The organism is Serratia sp. ID 25-353, assembly GCF_054792795.1.
Genome location: NZ_CM139236.1, coordinates 2,430,268 through 2,455,321 on the forward strand (window position 1 = coordinate 2,430,268; position 25,054 = coordinate 2,455,321).

20 protein-coding genes are annotated in these 25,054 nt (G+C 61.1%); 10 read left to right on the top strand and 10 right to left on the bottom strand.

Annotated features, from left to right (window positions below; genetic code table 11):
• The first annotated feature begins 76 nt into the window (after window positions 1-76).
• Window positions 77-817 (top strand): pyruvate formate lyase 1-activating protein, encoded by a 741-nt coding sequence (gene pflA / locus ACYF6X_RS11710; protein WP_063989417.1) that lies wholly within the window; start codon window positions 77-79, stop codon window positions 815-817.
• Between the two features lie 48 nt (window positions 818-865).
• On the opposite strand, the gene ACYF6X_RS11715 is transcribed toward pflA, so the two are convergent.
• Window positions 866-2,017 carry an MFS transporter gene (locus tag ACYF6X_RS11715; protein ID WP_033637849.1) on the bottom strand — a complete coding sequence of 384 codons (1,152 nt, stop codon included), beginning with the start codon at window positions 2,015-2,017 and terminating at the stop codon, window positions 866-868.
• 163 nt (window positions 2,018-2,180) lie between these two features.
• Between ACYF6X_RS11715 and ACYF6X_RS11720 the strand changes: the two genes are divergently transcribed.
• Window positions 2,181-2,546 carry a DUF1801 domain-containing protein gene (locus ACYF6X_RS11720; protein WP_107227714.1) on the top strand — a complete coding sequence of 122 codons (366 nt, stop codon included), beginning with the start codon at window positions 2,181-2,183 and terminating at the stop codon, window positions 2,544-2,546.
• A 51-nt stretch (window positions 2,547-2,597) separates the two neighbouring features.
• Here ACYF6X_RS11720 and serS read toward each other — a convergent pair whose 3' ends face one another.
• From serS to lrp, 5 genes are all read right to left on the bottom strand, one after another.
• A complete protein-coding gene (gene serS / locus ACYF6X_RS11725; RefSeq protein WP_015377321.1) occupies window positions 2,598-3,890 on the bottom strand; it encodes a serine--tRNA ligase in 1,293 nt (430 codons plus the stop codon).
• A gap of 109 nt (window positions 3,891-3,999) precedes the next feature.
• A complete protein-coding gene (locus ACYF6X_RS11730) occupies window positions 4,000-5,286 on the bottom strand; it encodes a replication-associated recombination protein A (RefSeq protein ID WP_060421860.1) in 1,287 nt (428 codons plus the stop codon).
• A gap of 67 nt (window positions 5,287-5,353) precedes the next feature.
• Window positions 5,354-5,965, bottom strand: coding sequence for an outer membrane lipoprotein chaperone LolA (gene lolA, locus ACYF6X_RS11735; RefSeq protein ID WP_063989414.1), 612 nt, complete (start codon window positions 5,963-5,965; stop codon window positions 5,354-5,356).
• Between the two features lie 198 nt (window positions 5,966-6,163).
• A complete protein-coding gene (locus tag ACYF6X_RS11740; RefSeq protein ID WP_130017635.1) occupies window positions 6,164-9,802 on the bottom strand; it encodes a DNA translocase FtsK 4TM domain-containing protein in 3,639 nt (1,212 codons plus the stop codon).
• 120 nt (window positions 9,803-9,922) lie between these two features.
• A complete protein-coding gene (gene lrp, locus ACYF6X_RS11745) occupies window positions 9,923-10,417 on the bottom strand; it encodes a leucine-responsive transcriptional regulator Lrp (protein ID WP_004928318.1) in 495 nt (164 codons plus the stop codon).
• 654 nt (window positions 10,418-11,071) lie between these two features.
• Between lrp and trxB the strand changes: the two genes are divergently transcribed.
• From trxB to infA, 7 genes are all read left to right on the top strand, one after another.
• Complete coding sequence (gene trxB, locus ACYF6X_RS11750) at window positions 11,072-12,043, top strand: thioredoxin-disulfide reductase (RefSeq protein ID WP_047727946.1); 972 nt, start codon at window positions 11,072-11,074, stop codon at window positions 12,041-12,043.
• A 75-nt stretch (window positions 12,044-12,118) separates the two neighbouring features.
• Window positions 12,119-13,006 (top strand): LysR family transcriptional regulator, encoded by an 888-nt coding sequence (locus ACYF6X_RS11755; RefSeq protein WP_063989412.1) that lies wholly within the window; start codon window positions 12,119-12,121, stop codon window positions 13,004-13,006.
• Between the two features lie 93 nt (window positions 13,007-13,099).
• On the top strand, window positions 13,100-13,717 hold the full coding sequence (gene gstA, locus ACYF6X_RS11760) for a glutathione transferase GstA (protein ID WP_063989411.1): 618 nt from the start codon (window positions 13,100-13,102) through the stop codon (window positions 13,715-13,717).
• Between the two features lie 175 nt (window positions 13,718-13,892).
• A complete protein-coding gene (gene cydD / locus ACYF6X_RS11765) occupies window positions 13,893-15,659 on the top strand; it encodes a heme ABC transporter permease/ATP-binding protein CydD (RefSeq protein WP_107227712.1) in 1,767 nt (588 codons plus the stop codon).
• Window positions 15,660-15,661: 2 nt separating this feature from the next.
• Window positions 15,662-17,401 (top strand): heme ABC transporter ATP-binding protein/permease CydC, encoded by a 1,740-nt coding sequence (gene cydC, locus ACYF6X_RS11770; protein WP_406880046.1) that lies wholly within the window; start codon window positions 15,662-15,664, stop codon window positions 17,399-17,401.
• Window positions 17,402-17,430: 29 nt separating this feature from the next.
• Window positions 17,431-18,156: a leucyl/phenylalanyl-tRNA--protein transferase gene (gene aat / locus ACYF6X_RS11775; protein ID WP_063989408.1), complete on the top strand. Its 726-nt coding sequence runs from the start codon at window positions 17,431-17,433 to the stop codon at window positions 18,154-18,156.
• A 105-nt stretch (window positions 18,157-18,261) separates the two neighbouring features.
• On the top strand, window positions 18,262-18,480 hold the full coding sequence (infA, locus tag ACYF6X_RS11780; protein ID WP_002211347.1) for a translation initiation factor IF-1: 219 nt from the start codon (window positions 18,262-18,264) through the stop codon (window positions 18,478-18,480).
• A gap of 208 nt (window positions 18,481-18,688) precedes the next feature.
• Here infA and clpA read toward each other — a convergent pair whose 3' ends face one another.
• Complete coding sequence (gene clpA, locus ACYF6X_RS11785) at window positions 18,689-20,968, bottom strand: ATP-dependent Clp protease ATP-binding subunit ClpA (RefSeq protein WP_004928343.1); 2,280 nt, start codon at window positions 20,966-20,968, stop codon at window positions 18,689-18,691.
• Between the two features lie 27 nt (window positions 20,969-20,995).
• The gene (gene clpS / locus ACYF6X_RS11790) at window positions 20,996-21,316 is read right to left on the bottom strand and encodes an ATP-dependent Clp protease adapter ClpS (protein WP_004928347.1); all 321 of its coding nucleotides are present in this window, start codon (window positions 21,314-21,316) and stop codon (window positions 20,996-20,998) included.
• Window positions 21,317-21,671: 355 nt separating this feature from the next.
• On the opposite strand from clpS, the gene cspD reads away from it, so the two are divergent.
• Window positions 21,672-21,893 (top strand): cold shock-like protein CspD, encoded by a 222-nt coding sequence (cspD, locus tag ACYF6X_RS11795; RefSeq protein WP_004928349.1) that lies wholly within the window; start codon window positions 21,672-21,674, stop codon window positions 21,891-21,893.
• 87 nt (window positions 21,894-21,980) lie between these two features.
• On the opposite strand, the gene macB is transcribed toward cspD, so the two are convergent.
• Both macB and macA read right to left on the bottom strand, forming a co-directional pair.
• Window positions 21,981-23,927: a macrolide ABC transporter ATP-binding protein/permease MacB gene (gene macB / locus ACYF6X_RS11800; protein WP_107227710.1), complete on the bottom strand. Its 1,947-nt coding sequence runs from the start codon at window positions 23,925-23,927 to the stop codon at window positions 21,981-21,983.
• Window positions 23,927-24,991, bottom strand: a complete 1,065-nt coding sequence (gene macA / locus ACYF6X_RS11805) for a macrolide transporter subunit MacA (protein ID WP_242512534.1) — start codon at window positions 24,989-24,991, stop codon at window positions 23,927-23,929. Before macA ends, macB begins: the two co-directional genes overlap by 1 nt.
• Window positions 24,992-25,054 lie beyond the last annotated feature (63 nt).

The following is a 25,054-nucleotide window of genomic DNA, read 5'->3' on the forward strand; positions in this document are numbered from 1 at the left end:
TCGCAGATACCTGGCCGGCGGCCACGCGCCTATTTTTAGACTGCGTTTGACAGTCAATATTGGAGAAAACCCCGCAATGTCAGTAACTGGTCGCATCCACTCCTTCGAATCCTGCGGCACCGTCGACGGGCCAGGGATCCGCTTTATCGTCTTCTTCCAGGGCTGCCTGATGCGCTGCCTCTATTGCCATAACCGCGATACCTGGGATACCCACGGCGGCAAAGAAGTGACCGTCGAAGAGCTGATGAAAGACGCGGTGGCCTACCGCCACTTCATGAACGCCTCCGGCGGCGGCGTGACCGCGTCCGGCGGCGAGGCGATCCTGCAGGCTGAATTCGTGCGCGACTGGTTCCGCGCCTGCCACGCCGAAGGCATCAATACCTGCCTGGACACCAATGGCTTCGTGCGCCGCTACGATCCGGTGATTGACGAGCTGCTGGACACCACCGATCTGGTGATGCTGGACCTGAAACAGATGAACGACGAGATCCACCAGAACCTGGTCGGCGTCTCCAACCACCGCACGCTGGAATTCGCCCGCTATCTGGCGAAACGCAACCAGCGCACCTGGATCCGCTACGTGGTGGTGCCGGGTTGGTCAGACGACGATAAGTCGGCGCACCTGCTGGGCGAGTTCACCAAAGACATGAGCAACATCGAGAAAATCGAGCTGCTGCCCTACCACGAGCTGGGCAAGCACAAATGGATAGCGATGGGGGAAGAGTACAAGCTGGACGGCGTTCATCCGCCGAAGGCCGAGACCATGGATCGCGTCAAAGGTATCCTGGAAAGCTACGGCCACAAAGTCATTTACTGATTGGCGCGGCGCCAAAGAAAAACCGGCTCATGGCCGGTTTTTTTATGCTCAGGCGGCGGCGAACGGCGTGTGATGGTGATCCGGCTTCTGCTTTTTCAACAGCATCAGCAGGTAAACCAGCGCCACGGCGGCGATCATCACGAACAGCACGCGGTCGGAGTAGTTTTGCATCAGCAGCGCCGTCATCGACGGGCCCAGCAGGCTGCCGATGGTGTAGCTCATCAACAGCGCCTGGTTCATCGCCACCAACTCGTGCGGCAGCGCCTTCTCGCAGGCCCAGGACATCGCCACCGGGTACAGGGTAAAGCCGGCGCAGCCGAGGATGAACAGCGAAGGCGCCATGGCGTAGTTGCCGAGCATCGCCACGCTGGCCAGGATCACCACGAACACCTGAATGCGCAGCACCAGCAGGCGCCCGTATCGATCGGCCAGGCGACCGACCGGCCATTGGCCGACGATGCCGGAGCTGACCAGCAGCGCCATCCAGTAACCGACGTTGGCATCGCTCATGCCCTGATGGGAGAGGTACAGCGGCATCAGGCCGTACAGCGAACCGAGCACGATGCCGGAGATGATGCAGCCATTGATGCCGAGACGCGCGCTGCGGCGTCTCAGCATTGTCCACACCGCCGCCTGCTGCGGCTCGTCTTCATGGCGGTTGACCCGCGCAAACAGCATCGGCAGCATGGCGCTGATCACAATGGCGGTCACCCACGGCACCACGTGCAGCAATTCGGTCGAGGTCATGCTCAACAGCAATTGGCCGGTCACCGTACCGAGGTAATAAACGATCATATAGGCCGCCAGCAGCTGGCCGCGGTTGCTCAGATTGCCGCTGCGCAACAGCGCGCTCTCCACGATCACCCAGATCCAAGCGCAACCGACGCCGGCGAAGAAGCGCCAGCCCAGCCAGCTCCAAAAATCGATCGACAGCACCATGCCGGCGGTCGCGGCGGCGAACACCAGACAAGAAAGATGATAGCTGCGGGTAAAGCCGACGCGCTGGATCAGTTTGCCCGCCACCAGCGTGCCCAATAGGTTGCCGCTGAAATAAGAGGAGCTGACCATTCCCACCTGCCAGGTCGACAGCTGAGCATGGGTTAACCAAAGAGGCACTAACGTATTCAAAACGGCAATGGATACCGTGAGCAGCAAGAGGCCGCAGAGCAATAAGAGCACTGGGCGGGAGTATGCGGACATAGTGAAATTGTGACCGAACGCGCAATGAGAGTGCGCGCATCATGCCACTGGCGATAAAAAAGTCAATCGCCTCTTATCGTTCCACCGCACGATTTGTTTCCGGCTAACCGGCTGAAAAAGCGCTATGCTCAGCGCAGAGCGAATTTGACGACAGAGAGGCAAGATGAGTCAGGCAAATGATGCGGCGGTAGAGGCCCTGCTGGCGGACATCGGCAGCACGCACGGTGAGCTGCTGGCCATCGTGCAGCAGGTGCGCAGGATCGCTGCGGCGAGCGGCAACGGCGTCACCGAATCGGTCAAATACGGCGGTATCATGTTCTCGCATGGCCAATTTTTCTGCGGCGTTTTCGCCTACCGCCACCACGCCACGGTGGAGTTCGGCCACGGCTACCGGCTGGCAGACAGTCATCACCAGCTCGAAGGCAGCGGCCAATATCGGCGGCACATCAAGCTCCACTCGCCCGCCGAGGTGAAAAGCAAGCATCTGGCGGACTACATTCAACAGGCTTATGCGCTGACTACGGGCTGAATTCTCGACATAAAAAAAGCGCCCGTAGGCGCTTTTTTCGTGGTTTGCCGTTTAGCCGATATATTCCAGGCCGCCCATATAAGGACGCAGCACTTCAGGCACCTGAATGCGGCCGTCGGCCTGCTGGTAGTTTTCCAGCACCGCCACCAGCGTACGACCAACCGCTAGGCCGGAGCCGTTCAGGGTGTGAACCAGACGCGGTTTCTTGTCGGCTTTGCTGCGGCAGCGCGCCTGCATGCGACGCGCCTGGAAATCCCACATGTTGGAGCAGGACGAGATCTCGCGGTAGGTATCCTGCGCCGGCAGCCACACTTCCAGATCGTAAGTTTTGCACGCACCGAAGCCCATGTCGCCGGTGCACAGCAGCACCTTGCGGTAAGGCAGGTTCAGCAGCTGCAGCACTTTTTCCGCGTGGCCGGTCAGCTCTTCCAGGGCATCCATCGAATCTTCCGGACGAACGATCTGCACCATCTCGACCTTGTCGAACTGGTGCATGCGGATCAAACCACGGGTGTCGCGGCCGTAAGAACCGGCTTCCGCACGGAAGCATGGCGTGTGTGCGGTCATCTTCAGCGGCAGAGTTTCCTCTTCCACGATCTCGTCGCGCACCAGGTTGGTCAGCGGCACTTCCGCCGTTGGGATCAGCGCGTAGTTGCTGCTGTCGGCTTCTTCTTCCAGCGGACGGGTATGGAACAGGTCTTCACCGAACTTCGGCAGCTGGCCGGTGCCATACAGCGTGGCGTGGTTGACCAGATAAGGCACGTAGGCCTCCAGGTAGCCGTGCTGCTCGGTGTGCAGATCCAGCATGAACTGAGACAGCGCGCGGTGCATGCGGGCGATTTGCCCTTTCATCACTACGAAGCGCGAACCGGTCAGCTTAACCGCGGCGGCAAAATCCAGCCCGCCGGCCATTTCGCCCAGGTCGACGTGATCGCGCACCGCGAAGTCGTACTGGCGCGGTTCGCCCCAGCGGGTCACTTCCAGGTTTTCACTGTCGTCTTTACCATCCGGCACGGCGTCGTCCGGCAGGTTAGGCAGCGTCAGGGCGTAATCGCGGATCTCGCTCTGCAGCGCATCCAACGCCGCCTTGGCGGCATCCAGCTTGTCACCCAGCTCGTTCACTTCGCGACGCAGCGGCTCGATATCTTCCCCACGCGCTTTGGCCGCGCCGATGGATTTCGATCGGGAGTTGCGTTCCGCTTGCAGCGTTTCAGTTTCTACCTGCAGAACTTTGCGACGTTCTTCCTGCGAACGCAGCAGATCCAGATCGAGTTTAAAGCCTCGGCGAGCCAGTTTGACGGCGACTGCGTCTAGCTCATTACGCAGCAGATTGGGATCGAGCATGCTAATCCTGTGCTTGTTGTTATTGAAAGAAGTGTTGTTGTTCTATGCGGCTGATTTATAGCCGCATAAAAGAAGAGTGATACCCGCTAACCTTACCGCAACGGCCTCGCTAGCGGTAGCGTTTTGTCGGGCTATTTTGATCCTGCTCAGCCAGCCATGCCAACTTTTCGCCGATTTTCCCTTCCAGCCCGCGCGAGGTGGGTTGATAGTAGCGCGTATGGGCCATTTCAGGCGGGAAATAGTTCTCGCCGGCGGCGTAGGCGTTGGGTTCGTCGTGGGCGTAACGGTACTCCGCTCCCAGCCCCATCTCCTTCATCAGCTTGGTCGGCGCGTTGCGCAGGTGCTCCGGTACGTCATAATCGGCCTGCTCTTTGGCGTCGCGCATGGCAGCCTTGAACGCGGTGTAAACCGCGTTGCTCTTCGGCGCGCAGGCCAGGTAGACGATCGCCTGCGCGATGGCGCGCTCGCCCTCCGCCGGCCCCACGCGAGTGAAGCAATCCCAGGCGGCGATCGCCACCTGCATGCCGCGCGGATCGGCGTTGCCCACGTCTTCAGAGGCAATCGCCAACAGACGGCGCGCCACGTAGAGCGGATCGCCGCCGGCGGTAATGATGCGCGCATACCAATACAGCGCCGCGTCCGGTGCCGAGCCGCGCACCGATTTATGCAGCGCGGAAATCAGGTCGTAATAACGGTCGCCCTTGTTGTCGAATCGCGCGCTGCGTTCGCCCGACACCTCTTTCAGCAGCTCCGGTGTCAGCACCCGCACGCCTTTGGCGTCTAACTCCGCCATGTCCGCCATCATTTCCAGGCTGTTCAGCGCCCGGCGCGCGTCGCCGCCCACCAGCTCCGACAGCAGGCGGCGCGTTTCCGCCGGCAGCTCGACGTTCTGATTGCCAAAGCCGCGCGCCTTGTCGCCCATCGCCTGATCCAGCACCTGGCCGATATCCTCGGCGGTCAGCGCCTTCAGCAGGTAAACGCGGGCACGGGACAACAGCGCCGAGTTCAACTCGAACGACGGGTTTTCGGTGGTGGCGCCGATAAAGGTGATGGTACCGTCTTCAATGTGCGGCAGGAAAGCGTCCTGCTGACTTTTGTTGAAGCGGTGCACTTCGTCGACGAACAGAATAGTGCGGCGGCCGGCGTCGCGGTTTTGTCGCGCCCGCTCGATCGCCTCGCGGATCTCCTTGATACCGGAGGTCACGGCGGAGATCCGTTCGACATCCGCCTGACCGTAACGGCCGATCAGCTCTGCCAGCGTCGTCTTCCCGGTGCCCGGCGGCCCCCATAAAATCATCGAGTGCAGCTGCCCGGCCTCGATGGCACGCGGCAGCGGCTTGCCGGCGGCCAGCAGGTGCTGCTGGCCGATATACTGCGCCAGCGTGGTTGGCCGCATACGCGCGGCCAATGGCTGGAACTCGTTCTGGGAAAAATCGAGCGACAGATTATTACTCACTTGCACCTCACTGGCGCTGGTCGTCCAGCGTCACCCCCTTCGGCGGGGTAAATTTGAATTTGGCCGGATCGGCGGCAACGTTCTGCTGGCTTTTCAGCGCGTAGGAACTACGCTGGCCATCCTGCTCCACCGCAGCGAAGCTGCGAATGGTACCGCTGTTGGTCACGCTGATGGCGAACTGCTTCAGGTTGCCGCTGGCGGACTTCGGCGTCAGCTCGAAATCATCGCCCTTTTGCTTCACGTTGTACTGTTTCCAGTCGCTGGCATTATTGCGGGTGATCAGCATAAACGGCGTATTGCCGGTGGCGTTCTTCAGCCAGGTCGCCGTCACCTGCTCGACGAACGGGTTATAGAACCACAGAGTCTGGCCATCGGAGACCAGCACGCTCTCATCGGGCGACGTCATGTGCCAGTTGAAGAGGTTTGGCCGCTTCACCCACAGCTCGCCTTCCCCCTGTTGCACCGCTGCACCGTCGGCGCTGGTCACGGTTTGCGAGAAGCTGGCGTGGAAACTGTTCACCTTCGCCAGGCGACTTTGCAGATCCTGTGCGGCATCGGCCAGCACGGAGGTAGACGCGAATCCCGAAAGCAGACAGCAGGCAACTAACAGTTTTTTCATTATTCCAGATACCTTATGAAATGCGTTAACCGCAGGGCGACGCCGTGCGGGTCAAATCAACCCTCTACCCGGTTACTTTACCCGAAGCCGGCGATCGGCCGGTAGGCCAATGTTCCGAGAAGAAACGGGTTTACGCTTCTTTGCACAAGGGCCGCTTAAGCGGCCCTTTCTTATTGAATTGCAATGGCTAAACGACCATCAATCGTGCCGTGGCGGCGCCAGCACCTCACGGTTGCCGTTGTGCCCCTGCTCGCTGACGATGCCTTGCGCTTCCATCTGTTCGATGATGCGCGCCGCGCGGTTATAGCCGATACGGAACTGGCGCTGCACGCCGGAGATGGAGGCACGGCGTTTATCCACCACGAAATCCACCGCCTGATCAAACAGCGGATCCAGCTCTTCGTCGCCATCCATACCGCCGCCGGCACCGCCCTCGCCGTCTTCACCGCCGCTGAGAATACCCTCTTTATATTGGGGCCGCTCGCGCGCTTTCCAATCCTTGACCACCGCATGCACTTCCTGATCGCGCACGAATGCGCCATGTACACGCACCGGAATGGAAGAGTTCGGCGCCAGATAGAGCATGTCGCCCATACCCAGCAAGGACTCGGCGCCCCCCTGATCGAGGATGGTGCGGGAGTCGATCTTGCTCGACACGGTAAAGGCGATACGCGTCGGGATGTTGGCCTTGATAAGACCCGTGATCACATCCACCGACGGACGCTGGGTCGCCAGCACCAGGTGGATACCCGCCGCACGCGCTTTCTGCGCCAGGCGGGCGATCAACTCTTCGACCTTCTTGCCGACCGTCATGATCAGATCGGCGAACTCGTCGACCATCACCACGATGTACGGCTCTTTCTCCAGCACCGGCGGCGTGATATCCATGCTGTCGGTCGGCTTCCAGAACGGATCCGGGATCGGCCGCCCCATCGCTTCGGCCTGATCGACGCGTTCGTTGTAGCCGGCCAGGTTACGCACGCCCAGGGCAGACATCAGCTTGTAGCGGCGTTCCATTTCACCCACGCACCAACGCAGCGCATTGGCGGCGTCTTTCATGTCGGTCACCACATCGGTCAACAGGTGCGGAATGCCTTCATAGACCGACAGCTCCAGCATTTTCGGGTCGATCATGATAAAGCGCACTTCTTTCGGCGTGGCTTTATACAGGATGCTCAGGATCATGGCGTTGACCCCGACCGACTTACCGGAACCGGTGGTACCGGCGACCAGCAAGTGCGGCATTTTGCCCAGATCGGCCACCACCGGTTCACCGGAGATGTCTTTACCCAATACGATGGACAACGGCGACGGGTTGTCACGGAAGGCCGGGCAATCCAGCACTTCGCGCAGATACACCGTTTGCCGCTTGGCGTTCGGCAGCTCCAGACCGACATAAGGCTTACCGGGGATCACTTCCACCACGCGCACCGCCGAAGTCGACAGCGACCGCGCCAGATCGCGCGACAGGTTGGAAATGCGCGCCGCTTTAACGCCCGGCGCCAGATCCAGCTCGAAGCGGGTGATGACCGGCCCCGGCAGGATATCCACCACGTCGGCTTTTACGCGGTAATCGGCCAAACTGGCCTCCACCAGGCGCGCCTTCTGTTCCAGCGCGAAGGAATCGACCGGCTCCACCTCTTTCGGCGCTTCGGTCAGCAGATCCAGCGTCGGCAGCGGCGTGGTCGGCTTCTGCAGCGGCTGATCGTTGCGCATCAGGAACGGGTGAATCAAGCTGTCCATCGCCGGATGTTGCTCGGCCGGTGCTTGCTGAGACTGCGGCTGCACCGGTTGCTGTGGCTGCTGATATTGCTGCGGCGACGGCTGTTGATACTGCTGTTGCGGCTGCTGGTATTGTTGAGGCTGTGAGTGCGATTGCTGAGGTTGAACAGCCGGTGCCACAGGCTCAAACTGGACGAATGGCACGTCATCCTCTTGCTCGCTTTGCTGTTCAATGCGCTCTTCAAGCTGCGGGGACAGCGTGAACATCGGCTCGCTCGGGCCATCGTCCACCAGATCCGCCATCGGCGAGAAGCTGAAAGCATTGCGGGTATCGACCGGGCTGGCGGCAGGCGCCTGCGGGGCAGTCTCTTGCTGACCATAACGCGCCTGCTGCTGCTCGGCGAACGCCTGGCGCAGCGCAGCCTCTTGCCGCGCCTCTTCATCGTCTTGTTGGATTTCACCGTAACGTTGGTTCTGTTGTTCGGCGAACGCCTTGCTCAGCTCGGCTTCCTGCTGAGCATTTTCATCATCCTGCTCCGGCTCGTAGCTTTCGCCATAGCGCTGGCTTTGCTGCGTGGCGAACGCCTGGCGCAGCGCGGCTTCTTGCTGCGCCTCTTCTTCCTGCGGATTCACCGCCGTCGGCTGTTGAGGCTCCGCCTGGCGCTGTTCCTGCTCGGCCGCACGCTGCGAAGGCAGCTTGATGCCGTATGAGGCCAGCTCACGACGGGTCGGAATACGTACCGGATTCGGCCGCGGCAGCTCAGGGCCGATGCCCTGTTTAACCTGCGAATTGCTGTCGCTGGTCGCCGTGAAGGCCGGCATAAAGGTCGCCGCCGCGGTACCTGCAGCAGCAGCGGCTGCCGTATCCAGCTGTGGCTTGGCACCGGTAGCGCTGAAACCGTCCGAACCACCGATGTCGACGCTATCGCGCTGCGCGGCGGTAAAATCAAAGGGAGAACGCGCCGGCGGCTGCGGTGCAGCCGGCTCTTGCCAATTGCCCAGGCGCGGCTCATCGTCATCCTGATAAGGATCGACAGGGCGCGTCGCCTTAGGTACAGGCGTTTCTTCCGGGATCTCGAAGGAATACAGCGGCGGCGTGGCGTCTTGCGCCGGGGCGCTCACCGGGTGCTGATTGACCGAGGCCGGCGCGGCCGGCGCCACCGTTACCGACGGCGCCTGTGTGGCGATCGGTGCGGCAACGGGCTCGTGGATCTCTGCCTTTACCGCTGGTGCAGGCGAAGCCGCCGGCGTGATTGGCGCGGCGTCGGTTTCAACCTCACCATCGTCGGCACGCAGGCCGCTGAGCAACGGATCGGCGGCGTCTTCCGCCGCCTCTTTGGCGCTTTCGGTGACCGAAGGCGCGGAGAACAGCACGTCGTCATCGGCAACCGCGGCGCCGGCGGCGGTCGCGGCAACCGCGGCTGCGGCGCCCTTCCCTGCCTGCTCAGGCTCGTCGTCAACGTAACGCTCGTCATCCTCGAAATAGCGCTCTTCGCGGCGTGAGCGGTTGGTCATCACTGTCGCGACGCCCAGCACCGCCCCGCCTATCTTCTCGGCGATGACCAGCCAGGACCAGCCGGTAAACAGCGTCAACCCCGCCGCCCACACGCACAGCAGCGCCAGCGTGGCGCCGATGCCGTTGAACCACGGCAACATGGCGTTGCTCAGCAGGCTGCCGATCACGCCGCCGGAAGCGAAGTAATAGAGATCGTCAACGTTCAGCGCCGCCAGCCCGCAGGAGGTGAGCACTAACGCCAGGGTGCCGATCAGGCGCAGGGAGAGCGCGAAATAGTCGATGTAGTCTCTGTTGCCGCGCTGGCGATAGGCCGCCCAGCACAGGATCAGCATGATCGGTGGTATCGCGTAAGCGAGCACCCCGAAGGTGAAGAACAGCGTGTCGGCCAACCAGGCCCCGACACCGCCGCCCAAATTGTGAATCGGCTCATGCCACGCGGTCTGCGACCAGCTTGGGTCAGACGGGTTGAAACTGACCAGCGCAGCCATGAGGTAAACGGCAAAAATCGCTACCACGATAAGCACAGCCTCCAGCAAACGCCGGCCACTGCTGAGTCTTTTCAGGGTAACTTCTTTATCTTCTGTATATTCCTGGCTCAAGAAAGGCTCTCCAGGTTCCTGTTAGCTGACATAGCAACAGCGCCGAGAAGCTTCCCCGGCGCCGAAACTGTATGAATAAACAGGAGTGTAACCAATTTAATCAGGTTTTGCACCTGCACCTTACCGTGTTTTGATAACCAGACGGTTACTCTGTTTCACTTCTTCCATCACTACATAGGTACGGGTGTCGTTGACCCCCGGCAAACGCAGCAAGGTTTCGCCCAGCAATTTGCGGTAAGCCGACATGTCCGGTACGCGGGTTTTCAACAGGTAGTCGAAATCACCGGAAACCAGATGACACTCCTGAATCTCTTCAAGCTTCTGCACTGCCGAGTTGAATTGCTCAAACACATCCGGCGCGCCGCGGTTCAGCGTGATTTCCACGAAAACCAACAGGGACGCATCCAGATAATGCGGGTTAAGCAATGCGGTATAGCCATGAATGAAACCCTGGCGCTCGAGACGGCGCACGCGTTCTAAACATGGTGTCGGGGATAACCCCACGCGCTTCGAAAGCTCGACGTTCGAAATACGCCCATCCTTCTGCAGCTCATTCAGGATGTTGCGGTCGATACGGTCAAGATCTTTACCCGGGCGTTTCTTGTTGTCTGCCATTATTATTGTCTCTCTTATTTTCTTCCGTGCACTTGCCACACCCTAGCCAACGTCAATGTGTAAGGGTTCGTTCCAAGCGAAGACCCGATGCCTGTCATATGCTTCTTCACTACCATCATTCCACGCCGCACAGCCTGTCTGTCCAACCCCGCGCGACGCCGGTAACGACGTTTAGGTCGAGAAAAAATCAGCAAACGCTTGCGCGCCCTGCTCCGCAAACCCACCGCGCATTGCCGCCTCGCGGCGCAAATACGTACGATTTGCTGGTGTTACGGGGATAATTTCTTCTTCCTATGATGTTTTCGCAAATGCGCAGCGGATTGTCAAAGTAAAAGAAGCAAAATCAGAACAACGTACCGTCACGAAAAGTCTGCATCCCATTTTTGGTTATGAATCGCTGGTTGGTAAACCCCAGCCAGGAGCGGCTCAAGTCGCAGAATGCGCCGTTTTTGCGCGGTTGGTGATTCAGTGGCCGAATGCGGCTTTGATAAGGTAAATTTCTGCGTTTGGCGTGCGATTTGCCAACAGCGGGTGCATTAATAGGCGACAACTATCATACAAATCGTTAACAACGTCGCCCGGCGCTTTTTTTACTGCGCCATTTTCCCTACAATCGGTTCCATTGTCCGCCATTGTGGAATAAAGAGGTTATTCATGGGCACGGCTAAACATAGCAAATTACTGATTCTGGGCTCCGGCCCGGCCGGTTACACCGCCGCCGTTTACGCGGCGCGCGCCAACCTGAGCCCGGTGCTGATCACCGGTATGGAACAAGGCGGCCAGCTGACCACCACCACCGAAGTGGAAAACTGGCCGGGCGACGCCGAAGGCCTGACCGGCCCGGCGCTGATGGAGCGCATGCGCGAGCATGCGGAGAAGTTCCAGACTGAAATCGTCTTCGATCACATCAACAGCGTCGATCTGCAGCAGCGTCCGTTCCGCCTGTTCGGCGACAGCGGTGAATACAGCTGCGACGCGCTGATCATCGCGACCGGCGCCTCCGCCCGCTACCTTGGCCTGCCTTCCGAAGACGCGTTCAAGGGCAAAGGCGTTTCCGCCTGTGCGACCTGCGACGGTTTCTTCTACCGCAACCAGAAAGTCGCAGTGGTCGGCGGCGGCAACACCGCCGTTGAAGAAGCGCTGTACCTGTCCAACATCGCCGCCGAAGTTCACCTGATCCACCGCCGCGACAGCTTCCGCTCGGAGAAGATCCTGATCGACCGGCTGATGGAAAAAGTGAAAAGCGGCAACATCGTGCTGCACACCGACCATACGCTGGACGAAGTGCTGGGCGATGAAATGGGCGTGACCGGCGTGCGTATCCGCAGCACCAAAGCGGAAAACGAAACCCGTGAACTGGAGCTGGCCGGCGTGTTCATCGCTATCGGCCACAGCCCGAACACCGGCATCTTCGGCGGCCAGCTGGAGCTGGAAAACGGCTACATCAAGGTGCAGTCCGGCATTCACGGCAATGCGACCCAAACCACTATCCCCGGCGTCTTCGCCGCAGGCGACGTGATGGATCACATTTACCGCCAGGCGATCACCTCCGCCGGCACCGGCTGTATGGCGGCGCTGGACGCAGAGCGTTACCTGGACGGCATCGCCGGCGCAGAAGTCTGCTAAGGCTTTCTCACCACCAGCAAAAAGCGGCTCTCGGGCCGCTTTTTTTGTCTTCGCTCCTCAAGAGGATGCACGCCGATGCATAATCTTCTTCACTGGCGCCTGCTGGTTGCCGTCGCCGACAGCGGCACCATCACTCAGGCTGCGGCGCTCTGCGGTATGACGCAGTCTGCCGCCAGCCAGGCCATCGCTCAACTGGAGACAATGCTGAGCACCCGGCTTTTGGTTCGCCAACCGCACAATGTCGTCCTGACCCAAAGCGGCCTGCAGATCGTCGCCCATGCCCGCACGATGTTGGAAGCACTGCGGGCCATTCAGCAATGTGCGCAACAAGCCGGCAACGCGCACGCGGGCAAAATACGCCTGGCCAGTTTCCCGTCGGCATTCAGCAAACTGTTGCCGCCGCTGCTGCGCAAATTTCGCCGTCTGTACCCCGACATTGAGCTGATTACGCTCGAGGGCACCGACCACGAAGTGGAGAGCTGGTTAGCATCGGCGACGGCTGACATCGGCGTGGTGCTCAATCCGGCGCCGGAGCGGCTGTGCTTCCCTTTGGGGGAGGATGCCTGGCTGGCGGTCGTGCCCAGCGCGCACCCGCTGGCGCGAGCGCGGCGGCCGGTGGCGCTGGATGCCCTGTTCCGGCTGCCTTTTATCCTGGCGACCGGCGGCTGTGATGTGAATGCGCTACGCTTGGCGCAGCAGTCAGGTTTGGCGCTGGCCGATATCCGCGCCACCGTCAGCGATTGGCAAACGGCATTGACGCTGGTCAGGGAAGGCACGGGCGTCACGCTGATGCCCGCGTCCGTGATCCCGCCCGACGCGCTTGGGGTTTGCACTCTGCCGCTCGTTGCGCCGATTTATCGCCGTTTCGGCCTCGCGTACTCATCCGAGGCGGCGGCCCTGCCCCCCGTCCAAACCCTGCTGAGTTACCTGCGAGAACAGGAGCAAACTCTGGCCAGTCGCTGAGCTAATAGCGGCTTTCTGAAATTTCCATTTTCCCACCGGCATCGGTGTCGGCATGCTGTGGCGAGCGTTCTCATTAACCCACAAGGAAATAGCATGAAGCTGTATTTTGCTCCCGATGCGTGCTCGCTTGCCCCACATATCGTCCTGCGCGAATTAGCGCTCCCCTTCACCCTGGTCAGGGTGAACAATCGCAGCAAGCGCTGCGCCGACGGTGAGGACTTCTATCGCATCAACCCCAAAGGTTACGTCGCCGCCCTGCAACTGGATGACGGTAACGTGATCACCGAAGGCCCCGCTATCGTTCAATACCTCGCCGACCTGCGCCCAGAGCGCCGGCTTGCGCCGCCACCGACGGCCTTTGAGCGGGTACGGCTGCAGGAATGGCTTAATTTCATCACCAGCGAGATCCATGCCGGTGCCGCCCCTTTATTCAATGACGCTCTGCCCGACGTCGCCAAGGCATTGCTGCGCGATAAGTTGAGGCGGCGATTGAGTTACCTCGCGCAAGCTTTGGCACCACAAACCTATCTGCTGGAAGCGCATTTCAGCGTCGCTGACGCTTATCTGTTTACCGTGTTGCGCTGGATGGCGCGCTTCGAGATTTCGCTGAGCGAGTGGCCGCCGCTCCAGCATTATATGGCGCGGATCGCAGAGCGAGCGTCGGTGCGCGCCGCTCTGGAAGCCGAGGCCGTGAGTGAGGAAGTCAAATAGTCGGTAACGCGTCTGTTATAGCCACATTTGGCCGCTTTATTATTTTCAGTCTGCCGGGTGACGAGGTAACATGGGACCTCGCTTGTTTGTCGCCGATTGCGCCAAACACTATTATTTAACAGTACGTTAACCCAGCCCGTAACAAACGGGCGCCGGCGACGCAGACGCATATCTGATGAAAAAAACCAGACAGCAACAGTTAACCCGTTGGCTTAAAACCCAGAGTTCGTTAGCGCAGCGTTGGCTGCGCCTTTCCATGCTGTTGGGGCTGTTCAGCGGCCTGCTGATCGTGGCGCAGGCCTGGCTGCTGGCCAGCCTGCTGCACGCCCTGATCATCGAGCATACCCCGCGCGAACAGCTAATCCCTTCGTTCATCTGGCTGGCCGCCGCGTTCGCGTTGCGGGCACTGTTGAGCTGGCTGCGGGAACGGATCGGCTTCCTGTGTGGCCAGGTGATCCGCCAGCGCATGCGCCAACAGGTACTGGATAAGCTGCAGCAGCTCGGCCCGGCCTGGATCCAAGGCAAACCGGCGGGCAGCTGGGCCAGCATCATCGTCGAGCAGATCGAGGATATGCAGGATTATTACTCGCGCTATCTGCCGCAGATGTATCTGGCGGTCTTCATCCCGCTGCTGATCCTGATCGCCGTCTTCCCGATCAATTGGGCCGCAGGCATCATTCTGCTGGCGACCGCGCCGCTGATCCCGCTGTTTATGGCGCTGGTCGGCATGGGAGCCGCCGATGCCAACCGCCGCAACTTCGTGGCGCTGGCGCGATTGAGCGGCAATTTCCTCGACCGCCTGCGCGGCCTAGATACCCTGCGACTGTTCGACCGCGCGCAGGCCGAAACCGCGCAGATCGCCAAATCCTCCGAAGACTTCCGCAGCCGCACCATGGAAGTGCTGCGCCTGGCCTTCCTCTCTTCCGGCGTGCTGGAGTTCTTCGCCTCGATCTCCATCGCCGTGGTGGCGGTGTACTTCGGCTTTTCCTACCTCGGCGAACTCAACTTCGGCAGCTACGGCCTCGGCGTGACGCTGTTTTCCGGTTTTCTGGTGTTGATTCTGGCGCCGGAGTTTTTCCAACCGCTGCGCGATCTCGGCACCTTCTACCATGCCAAAGCGCAGGCAATCGGCGCGGCGGAAGCGTTGGAAACCTTCCTCAGCGCCGAAGGCGAGCAGATGGGCAACGGCACGCGGCAACTGCCCGCCGATCAACCGCTGACGCTGCAGGCGAACGCGTTGGAAATCCTGTCGCCGAACGGCGTGCTGCTGGCCGGGCCGCTGAGCTTCACCCTACAACCGCAGCAGCGCGTGGCGCTGGTCGGGCTAAGCGGCGCCGGCAAAAGCTCGCTGCTGAATCTGCTGCTCGGCTTCCTGCCCTATCGCGGGTCATTGAGCGTCAACGGCATTGAGCTGCGTGAACTGTCCGCCGAAACCTGGCGCCAGCAGCTGAGCTGGGTCGGCCAGAACCCGCACCTGCCGGCGCAAACCCTGCGCGCCAATATCCTACTGGGCTGCCCGCAGGCCGACGAAGTGCAGCTGCAGCAGGCGGTGGAACACGCCTACGTCAGCGAACTGCTCCCTTATCTGCCGCAGGGGCTCGACACCGAAGTGGGCGACAACGCCGCCCGCCTGTCGGTCGGTCAGGCGCAGCGCGTGGCGGTCGCCCGGGCGCTGATCGGCCCGCGCCGCCTGCTGCTGCTGGATGAACCGGCCGCCAGCCTCGATGCCCACAGTGAACAGCGGGTGATGCAGGCGTTGAACGCCGCTTCGCATCAGCAAACCACCCTGCTGGTAACGCACCAGCTGGAAGACACCGAAGACTACGATCAGATTTGGGTGATGGATAACGGGCGCATCGTGCAACAGGGCGATTACGCCACCCTCAGCGCCCAGCCGGGCCTGTTTGCCACTCTGATCGCCCATCGCCGCGGGGAGCTTTAATCATGCGCGTTTTGCTGCCGTTTTTGGCGTTGTATCGCCGCCATAGCCTGCTGATTAGCCTGGGCATCCTTTTGGCGATCGTCACTCTGCTGGCCAGCATCGGCCTGCTGGCACTCTCCGGCTGGTTCCTGGCCGCCTCGTCGCTGGCCGGATTGGCAGGCCTGTTGACCTTCAACTACATGCTGCCGGCCGCCGGCGTGCGCGGCGCGGCAATCTTCCGCACTGCCGGGCGCTATGCCGAGCGAGTCGTCAGCCACGACGCCACCTTCCGCGTGCTGTCGCATCTGCGGGTGTTCACCTTCAGCAAGATCCTGCCGCTGACGCCGGGGGGTATCGCCCGCTTCCGCCAGGCCGAGTTGCTCAACCGCCTGGTGGCGGACGTGGACACGCTGGATCATCTTTATCTGCGGGTGATCTCGCCGTTGATCAGCGCGGCGGTGGTGATCCTGGTAGTCACCTACGGCCTGAGCTGGCTCGATCCTGCGCTCGCCCTGACGCTGGGCGGCATTCTGTTGCTGCTGTTGCTGCTGGTGCCACCGGTGTTCTATCGCGCCGGTAAACCGATCGGCGGCCAACTCACCGCGCTGCGCGGCCAATACCGTACCGATCTGACCGCCTGGCTGCAGGGGCAGGCGGAGCTGGTGGTGTTCGGCGCCGTCAACGACTTCCGCCAGACGCTGAACGCCACCGAACAGCGGTGGCAACGCCGCCAGTGGCAGCAGGCCTCGCTGAGCGGCAAGGCGCAGGCGCTGATGATCCTCGCCAGCGGGCTGACGGTGACGCTGCTGCTGTGGCTGACCGCCGCCGGCATCGGCGGCGATACCCAGCCCGGCGCGCTGATCGCGCTGTTCGTCTTCGCCGCGCTGGCGTCGTTCGAAGCGCTGATGCCGGTCGCCGGCGCCTTCCAACACCTCGGCCAGGTCATTGCCTCCGCCACACGGGTCAAACAGATCATCGATCGTCAGCCGGAGGTCACCTTCCCGGCCGCTGGCCCGGCCGCCGCCGATCGGGCACAGCTTAGTCTGCAGCAGCTGAGCTTCACCTACCCCGATCAGCCGCAGCCGGTATTGCGCGACGTCACGCTCGAGATCGCGGCCGGCGAACACATCGCCTTGCTCGGCCGCACCGGCTGCGGCAAGTCCACCCTGCTGCAGCTGCTGACCCGCGCCTGGCGCCCCGACGGCGGCAACATTCTGCTCAACGGCGAACCGCTGGAGGATTATGATGAAACCACGCTGCGTCGGATGACCACGGTCGTCAGCCAGCGGGTGCATATCTTCAGCGACACCCTGCGGGAAAACCTGCGGCTGGCCGCGCCGGATGCCGACGACGCTCGCCTGAGCGACGTACTGCAGCAAGTGGGGCTGGGCAAATTGCTGGACAGCGACGGCGGGCTGAACGCCTGGCTGGGCGAAGGCGGCCGGCAGCTGTCCGGCGGCGAACAGCGCCGTCTGGGCATCGCCCGCGCGCTGCTGCACCCTGCCCCGCTGCTGCTGCTCGACGAACCGACCGAAGGGCTGGACGCCGAAACCGAGCAGCAGATCCTGGCGCTGCTGCGCCGGCATTGTCAGGGTAAGACGCTGATCCTGGTGACGCACCGTCTGTACGGCCTGGAGCATCTCGACCGCATTTGCGTGATGGACGATGGCCGGATTGTCGAACAGGGCGATCACGCCACCCTGATGCGCATGCAGGGCCGCTATGCCCGCTTTCGCAACCGTATCAGCAACCTGGCGCCGTAATCGGCCCGTAGAGGACGCAGAGAGCCTGTATGCGCATCGTTAAGCTTTCCCCCCAATCGCTGGCGTTTCCCTCGCCTGAGGGCGCCCTGCGCGATCCCAACGGCCTGCTGGCGATCGGCGGCGACCTGACGGCGCCGCGGCTGCTGGCGGCCTACGAGCGCGGCATTTTCCCGTGGTATTCGCCGGGTGAAGCGATTCTGTGGTGGTCACCCGATCCGCGTGCGGTGCTGTTCCCGGCCGAGTTTCATCTCAACCGCAGTCTGAAGCGCTTTTTACGCCACGATCCGTTTCGCATCACGCTCAATCACGATTTCGCCGCGGTGATCGCCGCCTGCGCCCATCGGCCGGATGAAGGCACCTGGATCGGCCCGGAGGTGCAGCGCGCCTATCAGCATCTGCACCGTCTCGGCTACGCGCACTCGGTGGAGGTATGGCAGGATGATCAACTGGTCGGCGGCATGTACGGCGTGGCGCAGGGCGCGTTGTTCTGCGGCGAATCGATGTTCAGCCGCGTCACCAACGCCTCAAAATGCGCATTGATGGCCTTTTGCCGCCATTTTGCCGCTTATGGCGGGGAATTGATTGACTGCCAGGTGCTGAACGCTCACACTGCCCGCCTTGGCGCGCGTGAAATTCCGCGCCGTCAATTTTTGCAGCAGCTCAGCACCCTTCAACGGCGGCCTTTGGCGCCGGCGTGCTGGGAGCAGCAAGTCATATCCCCACAGCCGGTTGAACCGCCCTCTCCAGTAAACTAATTGATGGAAACGGTGCAATGTTCACCGACACATCTTTACATAATGGGGGTTTTTCGGCATTATCTTGCCGGTTAAAAACTAAGGTAGTTAGACCTAGAGGATTCGATGGCCAAAGAAGACAATATTGAAATGCAGGGCACCGTTCTTGATACGCTGCCGAACACCATGTTCCGCGTTGAATTGGAAAACGGGCACGTGGTAACCGCACACATCTCCGGTAAAATGCGTAAAAACTATATCCGCATCCTGACGGGCGACAAAGTCACTGTAGAGCTGACCCCGTACGACCTGAGCAAAGGCCGCATTGTCTTCCGTAGCCGTTAATCGGCTCACCGCGCGCCACATGCTGGCGGCATCGAGGATGTAATCCCTCGGGAGCCCTTTCCGTTTACCCCCGCAGCGACGTTATACAACGGGTTGCAGGTGCGCAGGTAAACTGAGAGGGCTCACTCGTTTCTGTTGTACGGTGAATCTCACCCATAAAAAAAGCGATGCCAAAGCATCGCTTTTTCTTTGCCTGAAGCCGGCCTTCTTAGTGCACCGCGCCCTCGTCCGCCTTGCGCTTGGCGGCGCTGAGGAAGTGGTAGGTCAGCTGTTTCTTGTCCTTGTCCAGCTCGACCTTCACGGAACCGCCGTCCACCAGCGAGCCGAACAGCAGTTCGTTGGCCAACGGTTTCTTCAGGTTCTCCTGCATGACGCGCGCCATCGGGCGAGCACCCATCGCACGGTCGTAGCCCTTCACCGACAGCCAGTCGCGCGCTTCGTCGCTCACTTCCAGCGAGACGCCCTTCGCATCCAGCTGCGCCTGCAGTTCGACGATAAACTTGTCGACCACCTGCTGGATCACCTCGGTAGACAGATGGTTGAACCAGATGATGTTGTCCAGACGGTTGCGGAATTCCGGCGTAAACACCTTCTTGATCTCTTCCATCGCGTCGGTGCTGTTGTCCTGCTGCACCAGGCCGATCGATTTGCGTTCGGTTTCCCGCACCCCGGCGTTGGTGGTCATCACCAGGATCACATTGCGGAAGTCCGCCTTGCGGCCGTTGTTGTCGGTCAGCGTGCCGTTGTCCATCACCTGCAGCAGCAGGTTGAACACGTCCGGGTGCGCCTTCTCGATCTCATCGAGCAGCACCACCGCATGCGGATGCTTGATCACCGCATCGGTCAGCAGCCCGCCCTGATCGTAACCGACATAGCCCGGAGGCGCGCCGATCAGACGGCTGACGGTATGCCGCTCCATATACTCGGACATGTCGAAACGCAGCAGCTCGATATCCATCGCCTTGGCCAACTGTACGGTGACCTCGGTTTTCCCGACCCCGGTCGGCCCGGCGAACAGGAAAGAACCGACCGGCTTGCGCTCGTGGCCCAGACCGGCGCGGCTCATCTTGATCGCTTCGGTCAACGCTTCGATCGCCTGATCCTGGCCGAACACCAGCATCTTCAAACGATCGCCCAGGTTTCTCAGCACGTCGCGATCGCTGGCCGACACGGTTTTCTCCGGGATGCGCGCGATGCGCGCCACCACGGATTCGATATCAGCCACGTTGACGGTTTTCTTGCGCTTGCTGGCCGGCATCAGCCGGCTGCGGGCACCCGCCTCGTCGATCACGTCGATCGCCTTGTCCGGCAGATGACGATCGTTGATGTATTTCACCGACAGCTCCACCGCGGCGCGGATCGCCTTGGCGGTATAACGCACGTCGTGGTGCGCTTCATACTTGGCCTTCAGGCCGTTGATGATCTGAACGGTTTCTTCCGCCGTCGGTTCAGTGATGTCGATCTTCTGGAAACGGCGCGCCAGGGCGCGATCCTTTTCGAAGATGTTGCTGAACTCCTGGTAGGTGGTCGAGCCGATCACCCGGATTTTGCCGCTCGACAGCAGCGGTTTGATCAGGTTGGCGGCATCCACCTGCCCACCCGAAGCCGCACCGGCGCCGATGATGGTGTGAATTTCATCGATGAACAGGATGCTGTTCTGATCCTGCTCCAGCTGCTTGAGCAGCGCCTTGAAGCGCTTCTCGAAGTCGCCGCGGTATTTGGTGCCGGCCAGCAGTGAACCAATATCCAGCGAATACAGCGTGCAGTCCGCCATCACTTCCGGCACGTCGCCCTGCACGATACGCCAGGCCAGGCCTTCGGCGATGGCGGTCTTGCCGACGCCGGATTCGCCGACCAGCAGCGGGTTGTTTTTACGACGACGGCACAGCACCTGAATCGCGCGCTCCAGCTCACGATCGCGGCCGATCAACGGATCGATGCCGCCCACACGGGCCAACTGATTGAGGTTGGTGGTGAAGTTTTCCATACGGTCTTCCCCTCCGGACTGCTCTTCGTTCACCGGGTTTTCCGCATTCGGCGCTTGGCCCGGCTCGTCTTTACGCGTGCCATGTGAAATGAAGTTCACCACGTCGAGACGGCTGACGTCGTGTTTGCGCAGCAGATAGGCCGCCTGCGACTCCTGCTCGCTGAAGATGGCCACCAACACGTTGGCGCCGGACACTTCGCTGCGGCCGGAAGATTGCACATGGAAGACCGCACGCTGCAGCACGCGCTGGAAGCTGAGCGTCGGCTGAGTGTCGCGCTCTTCTTCGCCGGCGGGCAGCGTCGGTGTGGTTTGTTCGATGAAGGCTTCCAGCTCCTGGCGCAACGCGGCCAGATCCACCGTACATGCCTCAAGCGCTTCTCGCGCGGCAGGGTTGCTCAGCAACGCCAGCAACAGGTGCTCCACGGTCATAAACTCGTGTCTGTGCTCACGCGCCCTGGCGAAAGCCATGTTGAGACTGAGTTCCAGTTCTTGATTGAGCATAAGCACCTCCCCAATAGATTGCCTTATTCAGGCTTTTTCCAGCGTACAAAGCAACGGATGCTCGTTCTCCCTTGCGTACCGGTTCACATGGACGACTTTGGTTTCCGCCACCTCGGCGGTAAAAACACCACAGATCGCCTTGCCTTGATAGTGGACCGTGAGCATCAGTTGCGTTGCGCGTTCAATATCATAAGAAAAGAACTTTTGCAGAACGTCAATCACAAATTCCATCGGTGTGTAATCGTCGTTGTTAAGTATAACTTTATACATAGACGGCGGTTTTACCGCATCGATTTGTTTTTCTTCGGCCAAGTGTTCAAAGTTTAGCCAGTCGTTGTTATTGCCCATCGCTGCTCATCTTCTCTGCTCTGCCCTCTGATATGGGGGCAGGTTTCGGTTATTCAAAGTGGGGATAGTTACTATTTTATCATCTTCGGCCTCGTCCCGCCGCACTGTAACGTGCGCAAAAAAACGGGCCAATTGTGACTGAATCGTGGCAATAGCGTTACCTGCTTCAAACTTTGGTGAACTGCTCCCCGCCGACAAAAGCCGATCCCTTGACGCCCCGATCATTTGCTCTAGAGTGTAAATTCGTGGCTGGTGGTCTTTTAACCACCCCTTGTCCACCCTGCTACCCGCCCACGGCGGGTGCGAATTCAGTTATTCATCTCACTTAAAATAGCGTTGCGAGGGATGTAAAAGCATGGAGACGGGTACTGTTAAATGGTTTAACAACGCCAAAGGCTTTGGCTTCATCTGCCCAGCCGGCGGTGGCGAAGATATTTTCGCGCATTATTCCACCATCAAGATGGATGGTTACAGAACGTTGAAGGCGGGCCAGCAGGTCAGCTTCGACGTGCATCAAGGGCCAAAAGGGAACCATGCCAGTCTTATTGTGCCGGTGGAAAGCGAGGCGCTGTCCTAAACGCTTCCGGCAGCGTCGCGCTGCATTGACCGTGACTGCGATAAAAATGCCAGCCGCCGTGTGACTGGCATTTTTTATGCCTTTTGCTTACTCGCGCGCCAGCGCATCGATCGGATTCAGCCGCGCGGCATTGCGCGCCGGCAGGTAGCCGAACACCACGCCGATGCCGGTGGAACAGAGGAACGCGCTCAGCAACGCCGCCGGCGGGAAGCTGATCTGCCAGCCCGGCAATACCAGCTGCACCGCCAGGCCGATGGCGAACGACAACGTAATCCCCAGCGCGCCCCCCACCAGGCAGACCAATACCGCCTCGATCAGAAACTGCTGCAACACGTCGCCGGAACGGGCACCCACCGCCATGCGGATGCCAATCTCACGCGTACGTTCGGTCACCGACACCAGCATGATGTTCATCACGCCGATGCCGCCGACCACCAGCGAAATCACCGCCACCAGCGTCAGGAACAGCTGCAGCGTGCGGGTGGTTTTCTCGGCGGTTTGCACCAGGCTGTCCATGTTATAGGTGAAGAAGTCCTTCTTGCCGTGACGCAGCGTCAACAGGCGCGACAGCTGCTGTTCCGCTTCCTTGCTGTCGTAGCCGTCGCGGATGCGCACGGTAATCGAGTCAAAATAATTGTTGCCCATCAGCCGGTTGGCCATGGTGCTGTAAGGCACCCACACGTTCAGCGTCTTGCTGCTGCCGAACATCGACTGCTTCTCCTTGGCCACGCCAACCACCGTCGCCGGCATGTTGCCTACCAGGATCACCTCGCCCACCACGTTCTTCTGGTGCGGGAACAGCCGCCGCTGGGTATTGGCGTCGATCACCACCGTCTGCGCCTGCGACTGCACCTGCAGCGGATCGATGCCGACGCCCTGGGTAAAGCTCATGCCGTACACGCGGAAGAACTGCTCGCTGACGCCGTTGACGTTGGCCGCCGCGTCGACGTTGCCCAAGCGCAGCCGCATGCTGCTGCTGATGCTCGGCGACAGCGCGCTGATGTAAGGCTGTTCGCGCAGCGCATCGAGATCGCCGTATTTCAACGATTGCCGGTAGGTCGGATCGTCATCGCCGAAGTCCTTGCCGGGATAGATATCGACGGTGTTGGTGCCGATAGATTTAATGTCCGCCAGCACCATCTGCTTGGCGGCGTCGCCGATCACCAGGATCGACACCACCGAGGCGATGCCGATAATGATGCCGAGCATGGTCAGCGCGGTGCGCATCTTGTTGGCCGCCATCGCACGCCAGGCCATCACCAGCGCCTCGCGGAAACGGCCGCCCACCTGCCGCCAGGAAGGTGCCGCAGTGGCCAGCGCCAGCGGCTTGGCCTGCGCGTTCTCCTGCGGTGCCGGGCGCGAATCGGCGATGATCTCGCCGTCGCGGATCTCGATGATCCGCTCCGCCTGGCGCGCTACCGCCGGATCGTGGGTCACCAGGATCACCGTGTGGCCCTGGGCGCACAGCTGTTTGAGGATCGCCATCACCTCTTCGCCGGAGTGGCTGTCGAGCGCACCGGTCGGTTCATCCGCCAGGATCACCTGCCCGCCGTTCATCAGCGCACGGGCGATGCTGACGCGCTGCTGCTGGCCGCCGGAAAGCTGGCTTGGCCGGTAATTGACGCGCTCCCCCAGCCCCAGACGCCGCAACAACGCCACCGCCCGTTCGCGCCGCGCCGCTTTGCCCAGCCCCGCGTACACCGCCGGCACTTCGACGTTGTGCGCCGCACTCAGGTGCGGCAGCAGATGATAGCGCTGAAAGATAAAGCCGAAATGCTCGCGCCGCAGCTGCGCCAGCGCATCGTCGCTCAGCGTCGCCACATCCTGCCCGGCCACCCGATATACCCCGGCGCTCGGCTTGTCCAGACAGCCGAGAATGTTCATCAGCGTCGATTTTCCGGAGCCGGAGGCCCCCATGATCGCCACCATTTCACCGGCGTCGATGCTCAGGCTGATCCCCTTCAGCACCTCCACCGTCTGCTCGCCCGAACGGTAGCTGCGGCGAATGCCGCTCAGCTGCAACAGCGCCGCCATCAGCCGGCCTCCACGCCGCCGCGGCTGACGATCACCTCATCGCCCGCCTCGAGGCCGCTGAGGATCTGTACGTCGATATTGTTACGCAGGCCGATAGCCACCTCGCGCTTCTCTTCCTTGCCCTGCTTCAGCACCGAGACGTGGTAGCGGTTGTCGGCGATCTGATCGCCCAGCGCCGCCAGCGGGATCACCAGCGCCTGCTCGACGCCGGCCAGCTGGATATGCACCTGCGCCGTCATTTGCAAGCGCAACAACCTTTCCGGGTTGGGCACTTCGAAACGCGCATAATAGAAGATGGCGTTGTTGACCTTTTCCGGCGTCGGCTGAATGTCTTTCAGCACGCCGTCGAAGCGCCGGGTCGGATCGCCCAGCACCGTGAACCAGGCCTTCTGACCCGGCTTGAGGTTAATGACGTCGGCCTCCGACACCTGCGCCTTCACCAGCATAGTGCCGAGATCCGCCAGCGTCAGAATGTTCGGCGCCTGTTGCGCCGCGATCACCGTCTGGCCCTGCAGCGTGGTGATCTGCACCACGTCGCCATCCATCGGCGCCTCGATGCGGGTATAGGCCAGGTTGATCTTGGCGGTATCCAGGCTGGCCTGGTTCCGCGCGATCTGCGCCTTGATGGTGCCCACCTGCGCTTTCTTCACCGCCAGCTGCGTCGCAGCCTGATCCAGATCCTGGCGCGACACCGCCTGCAGCTTGGCCAGCGCCTGGTTGCGCTGCAGCGTGACCGCCGCCAGCTGCTGCTCGGCCTGCGCCTGCAGCAGCTGTGCATGCAGTTCACGCAGCGTCGCCTCGCCTTCGCGGATGCTGTTCTGCGCCTGTTGCGGATCGATAACCCCCAGCAACTGGCCTTTCTTCACCTTGTCGCCGATCTCGACATACAGCTTTTCCAGCTGCCCGCTGACCTGCGCGCCGACGTCAACCTTGCGCACCGCGTCCAGCTGGCCGGTCGCCAATACGTTCTGCTGCAGATCGCGCTGGGTGACCTTTACCGTTTTGAAATCGGTTGGCGCCGGATGGCGAAAGTGCCAAACGGCCGCCGCGGCAATCGCCGCAATGACCGCCAGAACGAGTATCCAGCGGCGTTTATGTCCTTTAAACCCTGTCAAAATTGACCTGCC